The sequence below is a fragment of the Exiguobacterium sp. s128 genome, assembly GCF_018618815.1.
Taxonomy (GTDB): Bacteria; Bacillota; Bacilli; order Exiguobacteriales; family Exiguobacteriaceae; genus Exiguobacterium_A; species Exiguobacterium_A antarcticum.
This window is the reverse complement of record NZ_JACSMT010000014.1, coordinates 1-16,911: the sequence shown is the minus strand read 5'-3', so window position 1 is coordinate 16,911 and position 16,911 is coordinate 1. Positions and strand designations below refer to the sequence as shown.

Annotated in this window: 20 protein-coding genes and 1 pseudogene; 7 read left to right on the top strand and 14 right to left on the bottom strand. The window is 44.1% G+C overall.

What is annotated here, in order from left to right; translation table 11 throughout:
• The first annotated feature begins 66 nt into the window (after positions 1 to 66).
• The gene (nhaC, locus tag KNQ13_RS07390) at positions 67 to 1,440 is read left to right on the top strand and encodes a Na+/H+ antiporter NhaC (protein WP_026830907.1); all 1,374 of its coding nucleotides are present in this window, start codon (positions 67 to 69) and stop codon (positions 1,438 to 1,440) included.
• A gap of 67 nt (positions 1,441 to 1,507) precedes the next feature.
• On the opposite strand, the pseudogene KNQ13_RS07385 reads toward nhaC, so the two are convergent.
• Positions 1,508 to 1,759: pseudogene (locus tag KNQ13_RS07385) on the bottom strand (helix-turn-helix domain-containing protein); the annotation flags it as partial.
• Positions 1,760 to 1,999: 240 nt separating this feature from the next.
• Between KNQ13_RS07385 and KNQ13_RS07380 the strand changes: the two are divergent.
• Positions 2,000 to 2,209 (top strand): hypothetical protein, encoded by a 210-nt coding sequence (locus KNQ13_RS07380; RefSeq protein ID WP_026830906.1) that lies wholly within the window; start codon positions 2,000 to 2,002, stop codon positions 2,207 to 2,209.
• A 91-nt stretch (positions 2,210 to 2,300) separates the two neighbouring features.
• Here the strand turns inward: KNQ13_RS07380 and KNQ13_RS07375 are convergent, their stop codons facing one another.
• The 5 genes from KNQ13_RS07375 to nfsA form a co-directional block, all read right to left on the bottom strand.
• Entirely contained in the window at positions 2,301 to 2,750 is a 450-nt protein-coding gene (locus KNQ13_RS07375) for a hypothetical protein (RefSeq protein ID WP_026830905.1), read from the bottom strand.
• Between the two features lie 4 nt (positions 2,751 to 2,754).
• The gene (locus tag KNQ13_RS07370; protein ID WP_026830904.1) at positions 2,755 to 3,300 is read right to left on the bottom strand and encodes a TlpA family protein disulfide reductase; all 546 of its coding nucleotides are present in this window, start codon (positions 3,298 to 3,300) and stop codon (positions 2,755 to 2,757) included.
• A 144-nt stretch (positions 3,301 to 3,444) separates the two neighbouring features.
• Positions 3,445 to 4,155, bottom strand: coding sequence for an NAD(P)H-binding protein (locus tag KNQ13_RS07365; RefSeq protein WP_014969566.1), 711 nt, complete (start codon positions 4,153 to 4,155; stop codon positions 3,445 to 3,447).
• A gap of 79 nt (positions 4,156 to 4,234) precedes the next feature.
• The gene (locus KNQ13_RS07360) at positions 4,235 to 5,458 is read right to left on the bottom strand and encodes an LCP family protein (protein ID WP_026830903.1); all 1,224 of its coding nucleotides are present in this window, start codon (positions 5,456 to 5,458) and stop codon (positions 4,235 to 4,237) included.
• A 14-nt stretch (positions 5,459 to 5,472) separates the two neighbouring features.
• The gene (nfsA, locus tag KNQ13_RS07355; protein WP_026830902.1) at positions 5,473 to 6,219 is read right to left on the bottom strand and encodes an oxygen-insensitive NADPH nitroreductase; all 747 of its coding nucleotides are present in this window, start codon (positions 6,217 to 6,219) and stop codon (positions 5,473 to 5,475) included.
• Positions 6,220 to 6,362: 143 nt separating this feature from the next.
• Between nfsA and KNQ13_RS07350 the strand changes: the two genes are divergently transcribed.
• The gene (locus tag KNQ13_RS07350; RefSeq protein ID WP_014969563.1) at positions 6,363 to 7,274 is read left to right on the top strand and encodes a hypothetical protein; all 912 of its coding nucleotides are present in this window, start codon (positions 6,363 to 6,365) and stop codon (positions 7,272 to 7,274) included.
• A gap of 66 nt (positions 7,275 to 7,340) precedes the next feature.
• Here KNQ13_RS07350 and KNQ13_RS07345 read toward each other — a convergent pair whose 3' ends face one another.
• Complete coding sequence (locus KNQ13_RS07345; protein WP_026830901.1) at positions 7,341 to 7,601, bottom strand: hypothetical protein; 261 nt, start codon at positions 7,599 to 7,601, stop codon at positions 7,341 to 7,343.
• Between the two features lie 112 nt (positions 7,602 to 7,713).
• Here KNQ13_RS07345 and KNQ13_RS07340 point away from each other — a divergent pair, with 112 nt between their 5' ends.
• Positions 7,714 to 8,553 carry a GNAT family N-acetyltransferase gene (locus KNQ13_RS07340; RefSeq protein ID WP_026830900.1) on the top strand — a complete coding sequence of 280 codons (840 nt, stop codon included), beginning with the start codon at positions 7,714 to 7,716 and terminating at the stop codon, positions 8,551 to 8,553.
• Here the strand turns inward: KNQ13_RS07340 and KNQ13_RS07335 are convergent.
• From KNQ13_RS07335 to KNQ13_RS07320, 4 genes are all read right to left on the bottom strand, one after another.
• Complete coding sequence (locus tag KNQ13_RS07335; protein WP_026830899.1) at positions 8,542 to 9,474, bottom strand: hypothetical protein; 933 nt, start codon at positions 9,472 to 9,474, stop codon at positions 8,542 to 8,544. The genes KNQ13_RS07340 and KNQ13_RS07335 overlap by 12 nt on opposite strands.
• 116 nt (positions 9,475 to 9,590) lie before the next feature.
• Complete coding sequence (locus tag KNQ13_RS07330; RefSeq protein ID WP_014969559.1) at positions 9,591 to 9,950, bottom strand: hypothetical protein; 360 nt, start codon at positions 9,948 to 9,950, stop codon at positions 9,591 to 9,593.
• A 56-nt stretch (positions 9,951 to 10,006) separates the two neighbouring features.
• Positions 10,007 to 10,474 (bottom strand): GNAT family N-acetyltransferase, encoded by a 468-nt coding sequence (locus tag KNQ13_RS07325; protein ID WP_026830898.1) that lies wholly within the window; start codon positions 10,472 to 10,474, stop codon positions 10,007 to 10,009.
• Positions 10,475 to 10,505: 31 nt separating this feature from the next.
• Entirely contained in the window at positions 10,506 to 11,021 is a 516-nt protein-coding gene (locus tag KNQ13_RS07320; protein ID WP_014969557.1) for a GNAT family N-acetyltransferase, read from the bottom strand.
• 264 nt (positions 11,022 to 11,285) lie between these two features.
• Between KNQ13_RS07320 and murB the strand changes: the two genes are divergently transcribed.
• Entirely contained in the window at positions 11,286 to 12,218 is a 933-nt protein-coding gene (gene murB, locus KNQ13_RS07315; RefSeq protein WP_026830897.1) for a UDP-N-acetylmuramate dehydrogenase, read from the top strand.
• A gap of 63 nt (positions 12,219 to 12,281) precedes the next feature.
• Here murB and KNQ13_RS07310 read toward each other — a convergent pair whose 3' ends face one another.
• On the bottom strand, positions 12,282 to 13,505 hold the full coding sequence (locus KNQ13_RS07310; protein WP_026830896.1) for an aminopeptidase: 1,224 nt from the start codon (positions 13,503 to 13,505) through the stop codon (positions 12,282 to 12,284).
• 95 nt (positions 13,506 to 13,600) lie between these two features.
• On the opposite strand from KNQ13_RS07310, the gene KNQ13_RS07305 reads away from it, so the two are divergent.
• Entirely contained in the window at positions 13,601 to 14,023 is a 423-nt protein-coding gene (locus tag KNQ13_RS07305; RefSeq protein ID WP_026830895.1) for a DUF1232 domain-containing protein, read from the top strand.
• A 105-nt stretch (positions 14,024 to 14,128) separates the two neighbouring features.
• On the opposite strand, the gene KNQ13_RS07300 is transcribed toward KNQ13_RS07305, so the two are convergent.
• Entirely contained in the window at positions 14,129 to 14,965 is an 837-nt protein-coding gene (locus KNQ13_RS07300) for a formate/nitrite transporter family protein (protein ID WP_014969553.1), read from the bottom strand.
• A 184-nt stretch (positions 14,966 to 15,149) separates the two neighbouring features.
• On the bottom strand, positions 15,150 to 15,758 hold the full coding sequence (locus KNQ13_RS07295) for a hypothetical protein (RefSeq protein ID WP_236624396.1): 609 nt from the start codon (positions 15,756 to 15,758) through the stop codon (positions 15,150 to 15,152).
• A gap of 140 nt (positions 15,759 to 15,898) precedes the next feature.
• Between KNQ13_RS07295 and KNQ13_RS07290 the strand changes: the two genes are divergently transcribed.
• Complete coding sequence (locus KNQ13_RS07290; RefSeq protein WP_014969551.1) at positions 15,899 to 16,768, top strand: YitT family protein; 870 nt, start codon at positions 15,899 to 15,901, stop codon at positions 16,766 to 16,768.
• Positions 16,769 to 16,911: the final 143 nt, after the last annotated feature.

The following is a 16,911-nucleotide window of genomic DNA, read 5'->3' as shown; positions in this document are numbered from 1 at the left end:
GTTCTTCACTTTCGCACGTAAAAGCAAACAAGCATAAACGCAACATAGAATTAAGGAGGTGGAAGCATGCGCATATCCTTTCGTGAGTCCGCAGCTATCCTAGGAATCAGTATCATCATCTTATTATCTGTATTATTCGGTGCCAAAGCCGAACCGCATCTTGCCATTTTATCGAGTTTGATTTTCGTCACAGGTTATGCCGCTTTCCGTGGTTTTGGATACGAACAGCTTGAACAACATATGATCAGCGGGATTCGTGAAGCCATCAAACCGATTTTAATCATGTTACTCGTCGGGATGACGATTGCCGTCTGGATGATGAGTGGTGCCGTTCCGACACTTCTCCATTTTGGACTTGAAACGCTGTCTGCTACCTGGTTTGCTCCAAGCGCTTTGATCATCACAATGATTGTGTCAACGTTTACCGGTAGTTCGTTTACGACGATTGGGACCGTTGGTGTCGCTTTAATGGGGATTGCCGTTGCACTTGGTGTCAACCCGGCACTTGCCGCCGGTGCCATCATCAGTGGAGCTTGTTTTGGCGACAAGATGTCTCCATTGTCGGATACGACAAATTTTGCACCGGGTATCGTCAATGTTTCGGTGTTTGATCACATCCGTTTCATGATGGGTACGACCATTCCAGCGATTACCATCACTTTTATTTTGTTCTTTATTTTCGGACGAGGTGACGGTTCGATTGATTCAGAAACGATCGGCTCGACCCAACAAGAACTAGCTCGGTTGTTTGATTTATCACCGTGGACACTGCTGTCACCGCTTCTTGTGATGATCCTCGCTTTACGTAAGACGGCTGTCGTCCCAACACTAATCGTTGGTGTGTTGAGTGGACTGCTGTTAACCGGGCTGACACAAGGAAATTGGAATATCGGACAATGGATGAGTGTCATTCAAAATGGTTTGAAGTTAGAAACTGAAAATCAGACCGTTTCCAGCATCATCAGTAAAGGTGGTCTTCAATCGATGATGTGGTCCGTCTCTCTTGTCATGCTAGCTTTGGCTTTTGGTGGTGTTCTTCGCGGGATCGGTGTCATCGATGTCATCATCGAACACACTGTTTCTAGACTGAAACGCGACGGGAGCATCATCTCATCCGCTGCTCTCGCTTCCATTGGTGTCAATTTCATGGCGGGGGAACAATACTTGTCTATCTTGTTGCCAGGACAAGCATTCAAAAAGATTTTTGAAGACCGTTCGATTGATCTACGCTTCTTGTCACGCGCCTTAGAAGATGGTGGGACGCTCGTCAATCCGTTGATTCCTTGGGGCGTATCCGGCGCATTTTTCGCATCGACACTTGGTGTCCCGGTCACAGCGTACGTGCCGTTTGCGTTTTTCTTGCTGCTTTCACCATTCTTTACGTTCGTGTTTGCTTTCACCCGTCCCACTAAGAAACCTGCAAAAGATTTGGTCGCTTAATTCGCGCCTTCAACTCATAATTTTTCTGAGTAGAACTGTTTATTCAGTTCTACTTTTTTGGAGAAAAAACGTGTTTGACGCTGATCTGAACAGATGTGCTATCGACTTCCTTCAACCAGTCGAACTCCTGCTTCAACAAAGGAATTTCTTTAGAACAAGAACCGTAGGACAGTCCTTTTCCAGTGGTCTTGTACGTTTCATCCCACTTCGATAAGAAGTGGTTGAAGACGAAACGCGAACACCTGATCGTCTTCGCGATCAGGATTTCCTGCTCTTTTGTGGGGTAGATTCTGAATTTGTAGGCCTTGTGCTTCAACAAGATTTTTCACCTCCTTCAAAGGGAATATACCCGAAAGGCAGGCTAGCGATTCATCTCCCACTTTCACTTCGTTTAGAAGTGGGCGTATTCTCGCCTAATTTTGATAAAGATGTGTAGATCTAAAGAGAAATGGGAATATACCAAACATAAGATTAAAAAATTACAACGAATTATAAAGAGAGAAATTTGCACCCGACTTTTGGGATGCCTTCGATGTAATTTTGTAGGAGGAGTTCGATTATGATCAAACGTGGCACACTGGAACGGCTTGATGGAAAATATGCTGTTCTTCTCTGGGAGAACGGTTCAAGTTTCATCCCACGCCGCTATCTGCCGACTGAGGCAAGGCTTGGTGATACAATATTATTCGACGGTTCAAGTTACTCAATTGATGTATCTAGTTCTACGCAGTCTTCCTTTCAAACATTTTCGTTTCGGCAAATGGGTTGACACATAAAAAGCCTTCTGTCCGTAAGAATTGACTAATAGACAATTCGTCTCTTGTTAGTCCTTTCTTGCATACAGGTGGCTTTTTTGGTGTTTAACGGATATGAAGCGCTTGTTCACAACAGTTCGGACAAGGCGTATGCGCAACATCATCCAACGATAGTCGCGTTAACACGAATCCATCCCGTTCGCATTGATGCATCGGTTCGATGATTTCTTTTTTCAAAAATAATGCACACCAAAAACGAGTCGAAATCGCGTGACAGGATGGGCATTGGAATAAATCATATTGATGGGGGACCCACCCTTCTTCAATCTCATCAATATGCGCATGATACGCGCGAATGAGATCGGCCCGCATTCGGTCATCAATCTGCTGACGACTGACTAACGGTTCCTGATAAGGCGGTACGAATAAAAACGGCAAGGCAGAAGTATAATGTTCAATCCCATATGTCAACATGGACGGAAAAGACTTCCATTCTTCTTTTTGTCCCACTTCAATGCTTTGGTGATACGTACAGACACGACAGTACAGTTCCATGTTTTTATCCTCCGATCTTCTGCACCATTTCCTGTAACATCTTTTCCGTAACCGGTCCTACATGCTTGCCGACAATCTTTCCTGTCCGATCAATGATATAGGTCGCAGGCATCGCAACTAAGCGGTACGCTTTTTCAGACTGTCCCTTCGTATCATAAAGGACAGAGTAGGTGATGGGTGTTTGCTTTAGAAACTGTTCGACGTCCGTCAATCGCCTTTCTGCAGTCGTCACGTTAATCCCATATACAGGAATGTTCGTAGATTCAGAAAACCGATTTAACTCTGGTATTTCCTGGCGGCACGGAGGACACCAGGTTGCCCAGAAATTAATGACGATGAGTTGATCCGTCAAGTCGCTTAAACGGACGGGTTGACCATCTTGTTCTAATTCGAGGTCAGGTGCTTTCATTCCTGTTTCAAGTCCCCCCTCCGCCTGTTGCTTCGCTTGAATTTGTTGCTGATTTTGTTTGGTTTCGTATGTGCTATAACTGGTGTAGACGATACCTGAAACGACAACTGCCATCAGAAGATACAATACATATTTTTTCACTGATTTCTCCACTCCTCTATTTATCTAGTGTAGCAGAATCGTTCCCTTCATTTGCGACAAAAAAAGTGTCCAAATTCCTAATCGGAATCGGACACTCTATTTGTGAATCCTATAGAACTTCATGGATTTTATCCTAAATTGCTATTAGTTGTAACGTGGTAATTGTTTTTTCACTTGTCGGTTATCCTTGACACTACCTACTGCTTCATCTCCACCAAGTGCTTCGTTTAACGCTGTTTTGCCTTGTTTGACTTCCAGGCGGCGATTGAACACAGCCCGGTTATCGACAGAAGCGACAAGAATCGAAGCGACATCCGTTTCCGAAATCGTTGCTTCTTTGACATCCTTTAAGTCTTCATCTGCTTCAATCAATCCGCGGCCTTCTCCATCGACGATATCGACCGGACAGATGATTGTATACGTCAGGCCACTATGTTCGACCTGCTCTTCAGCCGCATTTTTCGCAGCATAGAACGGATACATTTCTTTTTTAAACTGATTTGGACGATCAGCGCCATAGGCACTGAGGAGGACGAAATGACGAACACGCGCCTTTTTCGCAGCATCAATCGTTTTCAAGGCCACCGTCCGGTCGAGCAACTCGATTTCCGTCGCTTCTCCGTCGACACCGGCCGTCGCCGCACAAATAACAGCATCTTGCCCGGAAACGCCATGTTCGATGACTTTTTCAAGTTCTGTTTCGATGTCGACATAGTGCGCCTTGACACCCAGTTTCTCAAATCGTTCGACTAAATGTTGATGTCGTACGATGACAGTGACTTGATGACCTTTTGCTAGCGACTTGACGACACGAGCTCCGATTGTACCTGATGCACCTACAACTAATACTTTCATATGATAGGTCCCTCCTCGATAGATTAGTCACCTTTAGTAATTTCCACTGTTCGAGAAAGAACAAACCCCTTTTGAAAAATTAATCATTTTTTAGTGTCCCGTAAAATGTCGTATCGAGTTTCACACGCAGTTCTTTCAGTTCTTTTTTCTTCGGGAAATCATAGAAGATACCATTCATCCGTTCGCTGACACCTTCGACTTCAAGGTGTTCGCGCTCCGACAACAAGGCAAGTGACAAGCCAGCCGTCATCATTTGACGAACGCTGACGTCTAGATTCATCTCTTCCTTCATGTAACGGTTTGCGTCAGGAATACTTGACCAACCTGTCGGCTTCATCAAATCTGTCGCTACGGCTTGGATAACTTCAGATTGACGATTCGCACGGGCGACGTCGGTATCCGATTTCCGGTGTCTGGAGTAGGCCAGTGCCATCGCTCCGTCCATATGATATTCTTTTCCTTTTTGGAACGTATACTGATTGGCTTTTCCACTGGCATCTTGTTCGGAGAATGTTCCTGTCGATACAAGGTCGATTCCACCAATCTCATCGATCAGACCGATAAAACTATCAAAGGAAATGACGATTTTACTATCGATGTCTTGATCGAGCAGTTCGCTGACGGCACTACTTGTACAGTCTTCACCTCCATAGGCGAACGCGTGTGTAATCTTATCTTTTTTCCCGTCTTCACAAGCAATCGGTGTATACGTATCTCGCGGAATCGACGTCAGTTGAATCGTCCGCGATAAGGGAACGAACTGCATGACGGATAACGAGTCTGACCGCGATCCCCGTAACGATTCTCCTGGTCGTGCATCACTACCAATCAGCAGGAATGTAAACGGTTGTGAACCGAACACGATGAGTCCGATTAAAATAAGCATGATTAGACCAATTATTTTCCCTTTAAAACGCCGTTTCTTTTTTGCGACCGGCTGTTTTTTTAAAGCACGATCGGACGAACGCGAAGTAATCGGTTCGTCCGTCCGGCGGTTACGTGACGAACGCCGTTGATTCAACCGATTTTTGACCACAACCGCGAACCGATTTCCCGAGCGAAGCACTGTGCCGAATCCGACCTGAAGGCGCCGTTTTCCTGTTGTTTGTCGCGCATTTTCCATCTGCTTTTTCCGTTCGATTGGCGGATCATCTAAATAACGCTGACTCGCAGATCGTTCTTGCCTCGGACTAGCCTCGTTCGGTTCATGTTCTTGCTCCCCATGAGGATGCTCTTCTGATTCATGTAACCCTTCTTGACGTTTTCGTTCTAATCGAGAACGTCCCGAGTGAAATTCTTCCATAAGCTACCTCCGTTTTAATCGCGCGATAAGTGTTTTTCCTGTAAGAAATGACGGAGATACGTCCGTTTTGGTTCCTTCATCGAAGCTGCCATCTGATAGACCCAGCCTTCCGTCCGTCGCCCGTCAGTCCGGTCTCCATAATAAGCAGATGTCTCTTCTTCATATTGAGTCAACAATTGACGCATCGTCTCGTCATTAGTATACGTATTCCGGTGGAAGACCGCATCCATCGGAAGGCGGGGTTTTTTACCCGGCTCTTGGTCCGGTACACCAACCGCGACACCAAACAACGGGACGACATGATCTGGTAAAGCCAGCAGTTCACTTACTTTCGCCGCATCATTTCTCAGTGATCCGATATAAACCGTACCGTATCCTAACGACTCTGCTGCCACGACCAGGTTTTGGGCTGCAAGTCCTGCGTCGACTGCTCCGACAATCAGTGCTTCCGTCGTCTCGACGGTCCGATCGACTGCCCCTGATGCCAGATCAGCTGCTAAGACATGTTTGTGATAATCGATACAGAAGACAAAGAAATATCCATTTTCCGCGACATATGTTTGACCACTCGCTACTTCGACTAGTCGTTGTTTAATGGTGTCGTCTTCGACTCCAATGATGGCATACGCCTGTTGATAGGAAGATGTCGAGGCTGCCTGCGCTGAACGGACTAGAATATTAATTGTCTCCTGGTCCAATTGGTCGGTCTTGAATTTTCGAATCGACCGATGATTAAGTAAATGTTGAATAGTTTCGTTCATGAATAATCGCCCCTTTGAATTAATGATTCTCTTAACGATAGGCAAACATGAACTCAAAGTGCAAATGAAAGATGTTCGATTTATAAAAAAATCGGGAAAGGGATAAGAGAAGTATTGTGTCTTTTTGTCGAAGGAGGGCGATCATGAGAATTCGTAAACTACGTCTTTTACTCGAACAATATGGCGATACGACCCTTCGCGACATCATCGTAGAAATCTATCGCCAACTCCCTAAACAAGTTATCGAAGAAAAAGAACTCGATTTGATGTTATCTCAGTTCGCTAAGTATAAAGGCTTGCAGAAGGAACAAGAACAACCGACCGTCGAGCAGACGATTGAACAAACGGAACAATTTATTCAGCTTGCTTATGATCTTCATTATCTGGAGCCAAACGAACTCGTTTCGCTTCGTGAACAAAAAAATTGGTATGTGACAGCCAAACGTTTACTCAAACACTTACGGCATTACATCGGTCGAAAAAACGGGACACGTGTCGCCTTTGAGGAATTCTTTTTTTTACTCTCCTCTGCAGCTGGAGAAGAACCCCTCTTTTTGAGTAACGATCCGTTTCGACTGATTAAAGTCACGCAAGTTGAATTGTTCGAAGAGCTTGTCGGTTATTATAAGCTCGAAGCACCCGATCAGACGTGGATGCAACGCGCCATCTATACGGCCGTCAAGGTGCCGATCGATGTCGATACAGAACGGAGCGACCTGTTCCTCGCTGTCCTCACACACTGTACGAATAACTCGGAACGCGAATCCTATGTCGCGTTATTGAATAACCACGCTAAAAAATTACAGATGAAAGTCCGTGTGGATGCTGACATGTTATTGCTGTATCAAGAAATCCGCTTCGCCGAACTGCACGCCTTGATTGCTCTACGTGAACTCGAACGGGCCGAGGCCATGTTATTCACAGAATACATTCCTTACTTTTCGCATCGGTCGACGCCATTTCGTTATTATCTCGACCTGCTTGAACAAGCTGGATTAGAGGAAGAACATGAACGAATCGAGCGCGTCGGTCGAAGAAAACACATTCATTTTTGATGAAACATCAACTACAAAGACGCAGGACTCTGCATATCGTAGAGAGGCCTGCGTCTTTTTCTCACATTAGTCTGTTGCGTTGACAATTCCTAATCCAACCGTCGCAAGTAATGCGATACAGGCAAACAAAAAAGCCATGTCATTAGGTGAATCAAAACCGTCATACGTTGGTTCCTTTTGATCGGTGATGATTTCATCCATCGTCCCGTAACTTCCGTACGTAGTCGATTCTCGGACACTCGTTTCATTTTTTTCGATTTCCTGCGCTTGTATCGGAATCGCTAACATGATCCAAAAGAAGCCTAATGCAATCAATGTTTTTTTCATCTCTTCACCACCTAAATATTTACCTTAAATTTCAAATTAAAACCATTTAACACTTATTTATTTGTATACTATAGGTACTGGCTTTCATTTTCTTTGAAAGGGCGTCTAGGATATGAATATTCTGTCTTACCGACAATTGTCTCATCAGCAGCGTCGTTTAGTGCATCGGTTGCTCCAAAACAATCGTTTTTTCCCCTTATCGTTGTCCTGTCAACCAACCGAACATCACCAATGGACCGTTTGGAAAGAGGATCAGGTCTCAGCTACACTTGGTTTCCATGTCCTCGAACACTCGATCCAGATCTTGAATGCGGCTTATACCGATTTACACGCATTTCGCTATCTCGCACGACACGTACACTCCGAAGCGATTTTTCTCTCCCCTAAACACATCGATGTACAAATCATACCTCCACATGACTTCGGATTCGTCTCCACCTGGACATCGTTAGGTTACCAGTTATCCAGTGAACAGTTTCGTTTAATCGGTCTCACCCATAATCGGGTTCCTTCCGTCCAGTTCAAACCACTCACACTACGTAATCGTCAGTTATACTTGACCATCCGGAACGATGCGACTTGTGACTCCGAGTTCCTATTTCCTTATGATACTCTACATCTCGACTACTTAGTCGATCAAGGTGCTTTACCCTATCTCGTTTATGATGATAAAACCATCGTCGGAACGATTCTCATTGAAAAACATAAACAAACCGTCCGACTTTTGGAAATCACCTGTCTACCTCAACTCAAACACCAAGGGTATGGGCGGCGTATCTTAGACACGTTTCAGACGAAACTCCACAAAAAGAATATCTTTTCTTTTGAAGTGTATTGCTTTTCGACTCATCAAGATGCTCTCCGCCTTTATCAGCCTGATGCTTTTTGCGATATTCAAGTCTTTTCCAATTGGCATCGTTATTCGTGCGAAGGTGCCCTCTTAACCACGTAATCGTTGCACGATATCGAAATACTCCGCTAACACATATTGATCGTCTACTGCATTAAAATCAACATGACCACGTGACTTCAATTGATTCCCGATTTCAAATAAGCTCTCATAATAGGTCTTCCCTAAACTCGCCGCAAGACCTGGTTGATAATTATGAAAGGCAAGTAAGGCATCCTTGATGATGTCTGGCTGATTTGGATCCTTCAATGCGTCTTCCAACATTTTGGGGAACTGATCCGTCTGGCGACCAACGATGGCATAAAACAACGGGAAATGTTTGGCATAGCGGAAAGAGACCACGTAATTGGTGTCCTCAATAATCGGTTGCAAATTTTTAGACTTTGAACGGTGTAATCGTTCGACCAAGCCTACTGTCGTCGAGTGCCGGAACATCTGGAGGCTCTTTTCGTCCAGTTCCTCTTCATGTGTCAGTAACAACACGATGTCGAGCGTATTGATTTCATCGGTCTCGAGAAAACGATCGCTCCGCTGTAATGTCGTCGTATACGTAAGATCTAGTCCGGCCTGAAGAGCTATCGTAAATAACTCATGATTGTAGACTGTATATAAGCCTACCGGGAAAGAGAGCGGCTGTCTGACAAGCGAACGATGTCCGTCAATCGTCACCAATTGGTTAAGATCTAAGCCATTCGCAAGTAACTGTCGAAATAGAGAAGTCCTTTGATCCGTCTGGATTAAATCGACCAGAAGACGGTCTACGTCCATCATCGGCTGCTTTGTTTCAAGTGCCAAAGCGAGGTGTTCACTCGATTGTAGAGAGATTGCTCGCCCGATAAAATTCAGTGCGCGGCGTTCTTCTGGTGTTAATTGCTGATTGTATGTATGAAAGTCCGTTCGCTCGAGCGTCCGAAAGGCGTGGATCGCAGGGGCGATTGCTTCGTTTTTTATAAATCTTCTCATAATAAGTTTCCTCCTGAATGATGTCTCTCTTCGTAGTGTACGCAATATCGATTCTTCTTGAAAGACTCAAAAAAAATCTTGGTGTTTCTCTGCTTCGAGAATAGCACCAAGATTTTTTATTTTTCACTCACTTTCAAGTGCGAATTTCGAAAAGCTTCATCCTGCTTTCCGACTTTTTCGACACTTGTCCCAACCGAACCGACATACTCAAGTTGTCGTTCAGGTTGAATGAATTCATAGGTGACGGCGGGTTCACCACGTAAGCGGACCTGAATCACTTGCCGATGTCGAAATGAAAACGAGGCCTTCACTTCTAACAATGATGTCTGATCGATGCCATGCCGGGTTTGTAACATCTTAGCCAATTGTTCTTCCGAACTACGTTGGCTAATTTGAAGTTCAGCATAGGAGATACCGACAGCAAACGATAACACCCCGATCAGACTTAACGCGAGAATGACCAGTACTTTTTTCAATGACTGACTCACCTCCAGATAGAGTTCTTCCTGCTATCATCATCGGTTCGTCCACCCTATTCCTGAAGTCTTTTTGGAACTTCACTTAACTGCATCTGCATATCCAGATGCGGGATGCCGTCTTCTAGATAAATCTCTGATTTCTCTTCAAATCCAAATGAACCATAAAACTCTTTCAGGTGCGCCTGCGCTTGAAGGTCAATCAAAACCTCGCCTTGCTCTTGAAGATACGCGATCGCTTCGTTTAACAGTCTTCTTGCTATTCCATGCGATCGGTAATCGACTTGCACGGCAACACGTCCGATCGCAACTGCTCCGGACGACTTTCTCGGTAAAATCCGTAAGCAACCAATTAATTTCTCTCCCTCATAAGCAAGACCATGTAACGCGTCTTGATCACGATTGTCGAGCTCGGGATACGGGCAGTCTTGTTCAACGACGAAAATATCGGTTCGTAACTTCAGTAACTGATATAAGCTTGAGACAGTTAACTCATTAAATGTGATCAACGTGGTCTGGTACATGAATGACTTCGCTCCTCTATCATTTCATAGGTCATCCTCTAAACAGCCGAGATAAGCGACAGGAATAGATGACGACTGGAATTCCATTGAAAACTGTGTCCTTTTCCCATTGTAACCCATTCGCCCGCGCGACATTTTGGGAAGATTTATTTTCTGGATGAATAATCGAAATCAAACGATCGTGTCCTCTTTCAAACGCTTCGCGCATCAACCGATTTGCTGCTTCTCGACCATATCCGACCTTCCAATGAATCGGTGTCAACCAATATCCGACTTCTAATTCTTCGACACCGTCCACTTCTTGAAGAATGAGTCCGGCAAATCCGACCGGTTCGCGTGTTTCTTTTTTTTCCAACAATAGAAAACCGGTTTGGCGGTCGTCTTCATATCGTCCGAATTGTCGTTCGAACCAACTTCGTGCTTCCGCCTCTTCTAGTGCCGTCCCGCCATTGATATACCGCATGACGCGTTCATTTTGGACAAGTGTTTTATAAAAGGAAAAATCTGCTTCTGAAAATGGTCGCATCTCTAACCGTTCACTTTCCATCTGAAATCCCCCTTTTTAAATACCAGGCCTTCATTTTATTTTTCCCCTTTTTTCTTTTATTCATTCCTGATCCTATTATTTTTATTTTTAAAGAAAATCATCATATATTGATGAAAATTCACTCCTATTTCTGAAGTACAGCTTGCTTTTTATCTGTCAAGTCTGTATTTTGGGGACAGTATGCTAAACATCAATCATAGAATTAGTGTAAAATATATTTTGAGCGTTTTTAGCTGAATGGAATTTATGAAAAAGGACTGAGACATGATGACTGAGCAATTATTAGAGCAATTATTAGCTGGATTATATGAAGGTATCGCAAAAGAAGCCGTTTTGATTAATGAACCCTTAAAAAACCATACGTACACTAAAATGGGTGGGCTGGCGGATTTGTTCCTCATTCCGTCGACATATGAAGAAACAGCATTTGCTGTTCGTTATGCCTATGAACACGAACTCCCTCTGACGATGCTCGGAAACGGTTCGAATCTTGTCGTTCGTGACGGTGGTATTCGTGGAATCGTCTTATCTTTCGAAAAACTAACCGATATTTCTGTTGAAGGACATGAACTCGTTGCCCAAAGCGGCGCTGCGATCATCCAAGCATCACGTGTTGCGTATGACCATGCTTTGAGTGGACTTGAGTTCGCCTGTGGTATTCCCGGTACGATTGGCGGAGCTTTAATCATGAATGCCGGAGCCTACGGTGGCGAAGTAAAAGACTGCCTCCACAGCGCGACGGTCTTGACGCGTAAAGGCGAACTGTTGAACATCTCACACGAGGAACTTGAGCTTGGGTATCGATCAAGCTGTTTTTCGAAAAAAGAGTACATCATTTTAGAAGGACGCTTTTTACTCACAGAAGGTGATCCTGCCTTGATCAAAGAAATGATGGATGACTTGACGCATAAACGTGAGACGAAACAACCACTTGAGTATCCATCTTGTGGAAGTGTCTTCAAACGCCCGGAAGGTTATTTTGCCGGTAAATTGATTCAAGACAGCGGTTTACAAGGCGCACGGATCGGTGGTGCTGAAGTTTCTCAAAAACATGCCGGATTCATCGTCAACATTAAAGATGCGACAGCAACAGACTACATTTCGCTCATCCAACACGTGCAGGAAACCGTTCAAGAAAAATTCGGAATCTTACTGGAACCGGAAGTAAAAATCATTGGCGAAGAATTACACAGTTGAATCAAAAAAAGGGAGTAGGCCAACACAATTAACGTGTCCGCCTACTCCCTTTTTTGGAATGGATTAAATTGCCCAGTTTCCGTCGCGCATCAATGGTTCACGGGTTCCATCCACTAGTTCTCCATCGATCGACATCTGACCTGAACCAATCATGAAGTCGACGTGTGTCATCGAGTCGTTGGCACCTTGATCAGCCAATTCCTCATTCGATAAGCTTGGTCCGTTTTCAAGGCAGGTCGAATAGGCACGGCCGATCGCCAAGTGACACGATGCATTTTCGTCAAACAACGTGTTATAGAATAAAATCCCGGAGTCTGAAATCGGTGAATGATGTGGAACGAGGGCTACTTCGCCCAGGTAACGTGCACCTTCGTCCAGTGAAATCAATTCGTCCAGTGCTGCCTGTCCTTGTTTTGCCTCGGCTTTAACGATTTTTCCGTCTTCGAACCATAATGTGAACCCATCAATCAGATTCCCGCTGTAGCTGAGCGGTTTCGTACTCGAAACATGACCGTTCACACCTGTCTTTTTCGGTAATGTGAAGACTTCTTCCGTCGGCAGGTTCGCGATGAAATCAACTCCATCGGCATTTGGTCCACCACCGCCAAGCCAGACGTGACGCTCTGGTAATTCAATCGTCAATTCTGTACCCGGTGCTGAATAATGTAATTTTTTATATTTTTTTTCAGTTAGGAACGTCGCCTTTGTCCGCAAGTTCGTGTCATGTTGCTCCCACGCTGCGACTGGATCGGCTTGATCAACGCGTGTCGCCTTCAGGATAGCATCCCACAGGTCTTCCACAGCGTGTTCAGAGTCCGGGAATACCTTAGCCGCCCAAGCATCCGAAGGCGCTGCGATGACACACCAGCTTACGTTATCGCTCATGACGAATTTACGCCAGTTAGCTAATGCAACACCTGCTGCTTTGTTGGCACGGGCAATCCGGCTCGATTCGACTCCGTTCAATAAATCCGGATCTTCACTGACGACGGATAGAAACGCTGTTTTCTCCTCTGCCAACTGATCGAATCGTGCTGTTAACCAATCCGGGAAGGCGTCAAACGAATCTTCCGGTGCGTCGAAGTAACGGATTTTCGTCATTTCGTCATCAGACCACTGCACATATACGTTAGAAGCTCCCACTTCATACGCAACACGCGTGATTTCACGGACGAGCGGTGCATTTTCGATTCCGGCACGAACTTCCAATTGTTGACCTGCTTGTAGGTTAATTCCTGTTCGTACGGCAAGTGCGGCATACTTTTTTAACTGTTCTTGAGTCGGCATTATGTAATCCCCTTTCAACTATTACTCTTATTTTCACGAAATAGTTGCAATTTTGCAAGAAATAAGGTGAAACTAGAGATACAGAAGGAGTGTTGATGATGGAATTTACACCAGGCGATTTTAAATCTGCTTACACCTATTTTCACCGACAAGCATTAACAGCTGTCGGAAATACGAAAGCACAGGAAGACTTATTGATTCAAGGCGAACTCGGATTGGCGCGACTCACAACGGATATCGCGTCAGAAGATGGTTCGGATATCGAACGTGAAGCGGAACTTGTCCTTTATTTCCAACTCAAACAATTACTTGAAATGTTACGGGCGCTATATACGAAACGTTTTGAGATGCAACCTGAGCAAGAACAATTGTTATTGACAGCCGTTCTATATTTCACGTCTCCGGTTGATGCCTTACCAGATGAAAACATCTTAGGATTATTCGACGATGCACAAATCGTCGAAGCCATCTACGAAGAACTGGCGGCAGATGTCGATCGTTTTCAGCATCTGGAGTAACCGAATCAGATCATGTCCTACACCCATTCATAACAAAGAAGGATCCGATTTTTTCATCGGATCCTTCTTTGTGTATGGTCAAGCCCATCGAACCCGGGCCATTTTTTAAGCTTTTTGTTTTGAAGCGATATTGATCGTTGCTGCTTCTTGATCCGATTGATCGACTTCTAATTTTGATTTATTGAGCCATGTGTAGATCATTCCCATGAAAAGTGCTCCGCCGATGATGTTTCCAAACAAGGCAGGAATCAGATTGTGGATTGCTCCAGCAAACGAAATCGCTTCTGGGTGCGGTACGACTAAAGCAAGTGAGAACAATGCCATGTTAGCAATGACATGATCAAATCCAGAGGCAAAGAAAACAGCCACGAGGATCATCATCATCATGATTTGTGCTAACTCATTTTTCATGTTTTTTGGAATGAAAATCGCTAGACAGACCATCCAGTTGCAAAAAATCGCTCGGGTAAAGATTTCCCATGTCGTATGGTGAATCTTCGTCTCCGATACGGCAAACAACCAGTTGTCCATCCCGAGTTCCTGAATGATTCCCGTTTGTGAAAACAGTAAAGCAAATGCCAATCCGCCGAGTCCGTTTCCGATAAAACAAAGCGTCCATACTTTAAACGTATCCATTTTCGATGTATAACCACGCATCGTCGATGTCGTAAAGTACATCGTGTTTCCGGTGAACAATTCTGCTCCGCCATAAACAATCAAGACGAGCGCAACACCAAACGTCAATCCACCGACAAGTGTCGTGACAGGTGATTCATTTAAATAAAAACCGTTGATTGATTTAAGTGTAAATATGATTGCAAAACCAATGAAAACGCCAGCCAGCATCGCTCGAACCAAATATTCTAGTGGACGCAACTGTAACATTTGCGTCGATTTGACGGCTTTTTTTCTTAATCCTTCTAATGCTTCTACCTCGTTCATCGTAGAAACCTCGCTTTCTTTTGTTCAAAACTTCACAATGTCTGTTCACTTATTATCATACTTCCATCTTATAAGATGTTCAAGTGATGAATAGACCTTATTTAGCGTTTTGTCAAAAGAACAAGGTGAAAACGATATCATTGTGTCAAGTTTGTGAAAAATGCCTTTTCATTGTTAGATACAACTAGTTTTCAGGTGTGATGCGGAGCGCATCGACAAACTTTTCGAAAAATGCGGCCCGCCTTGAATCAACAAGAATATAGTCTTCCACGACGACACGATTAAACCGATCTGCGGAAGAACTGGCTCGGTCGATATCTTTCGGCGTATACTCTTCAAACTTCGAACGGTCCACGTCAAATACCACTTCAGTGAACGGATCATTGTACTCGATCCGGAGTTCGGAGAGATCCGATACACTCAAAAAAAGACCTAACGTATGGTGCATGATGAGCTTTGGCAAACGACTTTCTAAAAAGAATGGGCTTCCACGTTTAATATCCTCCGTATCGCTCCCTGTCCACGCTACTCGTTCTTTCCCCGTCACGCGATACGTCATCCGTACGGTTGTCCCTGTAATTGAAACGTCGTCTAAGGACTCGGAGAACGGAAACTGTTTGACCAATTCTTCGATGGCTGCCGTATTTGAAATGGACGTGCCGACATGACGGGTAATCACATGACCGTCTTTCCAACTTTCTTCTTCCGGTTGTTTTTGCTGCTGTAAGACCACCCATGAACCGGTCGATAACCCGATTCCGACACAGAAAATGATCAGTATGATTTTTTTCAAAAAAATGGTCCCCTTTCTCAAAAAACTCGTCGTTTTGTTAACCTTTTTCAAATCAGGGGTTGAATTATTCCTGATATCAGCGTACTCTTGCAGGCAGATACTTTTACAGAGGAGGAGCATGAGATTTCTCATCATTCACCATGAAAATTAAACGACCTACAAAGAAAAAACGAACAGAAAAAATTGGTTTCCTTTTGGTTGGAACATTGTTGTACTCGTTGTATATCAGCCTTCTCTTATCACCTAACGATATCGGATCCGGTGGTATCATGGGGATTACGCTCATTGCCCAAGAATTGTTTCATACACCCATCGGCTTGACACAACTTGTCTTAAACATCCCACTTTTTTTACTCGGCTTTCGTTTTTTACCCAAACGATTTATGTTTTTATCGGGTATCATCGTCCTGGTCTCTTCTTTTTTGATTGACTGGATTCCAACACAAATCGTACCTGAGTCTTTAAATGATCCTCTCGTCGCTTCTATTTTTGCCGGTCTTGTTTCTGGTTTAGCGATGGCCTTGATTTTCTTTGGCGGTGCCTCAACAGGCGGACTCGATATTCTCGGGAAATTTTTCTATGCACGTTTTCATAATTGGCCGCTCCCACGTATTTTTTTAATGCAGGACTTAGTGATTTATGTACTCGTCTGGTTTGTATTTGATTTGAAGCACGTCATGTATGCACTGATCATGAGTTTTGTTCGTGCAAAAGCACTTCAAACCGTCTATAGTTTTTATTCTGCTTCTAAGCAATGTATCATCATTTGTGAAAAAGCAGATGAAATCAATGAGGTCATCACAAAAGAACTTGGACGTGGTGTGACGATTCTTGATGCGCGTGGTGGGTATTCGAACCGAACGAAAAAGATGGTGTATGTCGTTGTCCAAAACAATGAAATCCTTAAACTACAAGAAATCGTTTCCTCTGTCGAATCCAATGCCTTTGTCACATTTTCCGAGATTCATACGGTTTTCGGAAATTATAAAGAACACTCGTATTCTTTTTAATCTTCGTGAAGTACCTTCACCGCTACATAAATTTTATGTAGCGGTTTTTTGTGTGACGAATTGTAATATTAAGTGCAACACCTGACGGAAAACACAAAAAGCCCATAACGGCCTCGTGTAGAATGGAGTTACCACACCACATT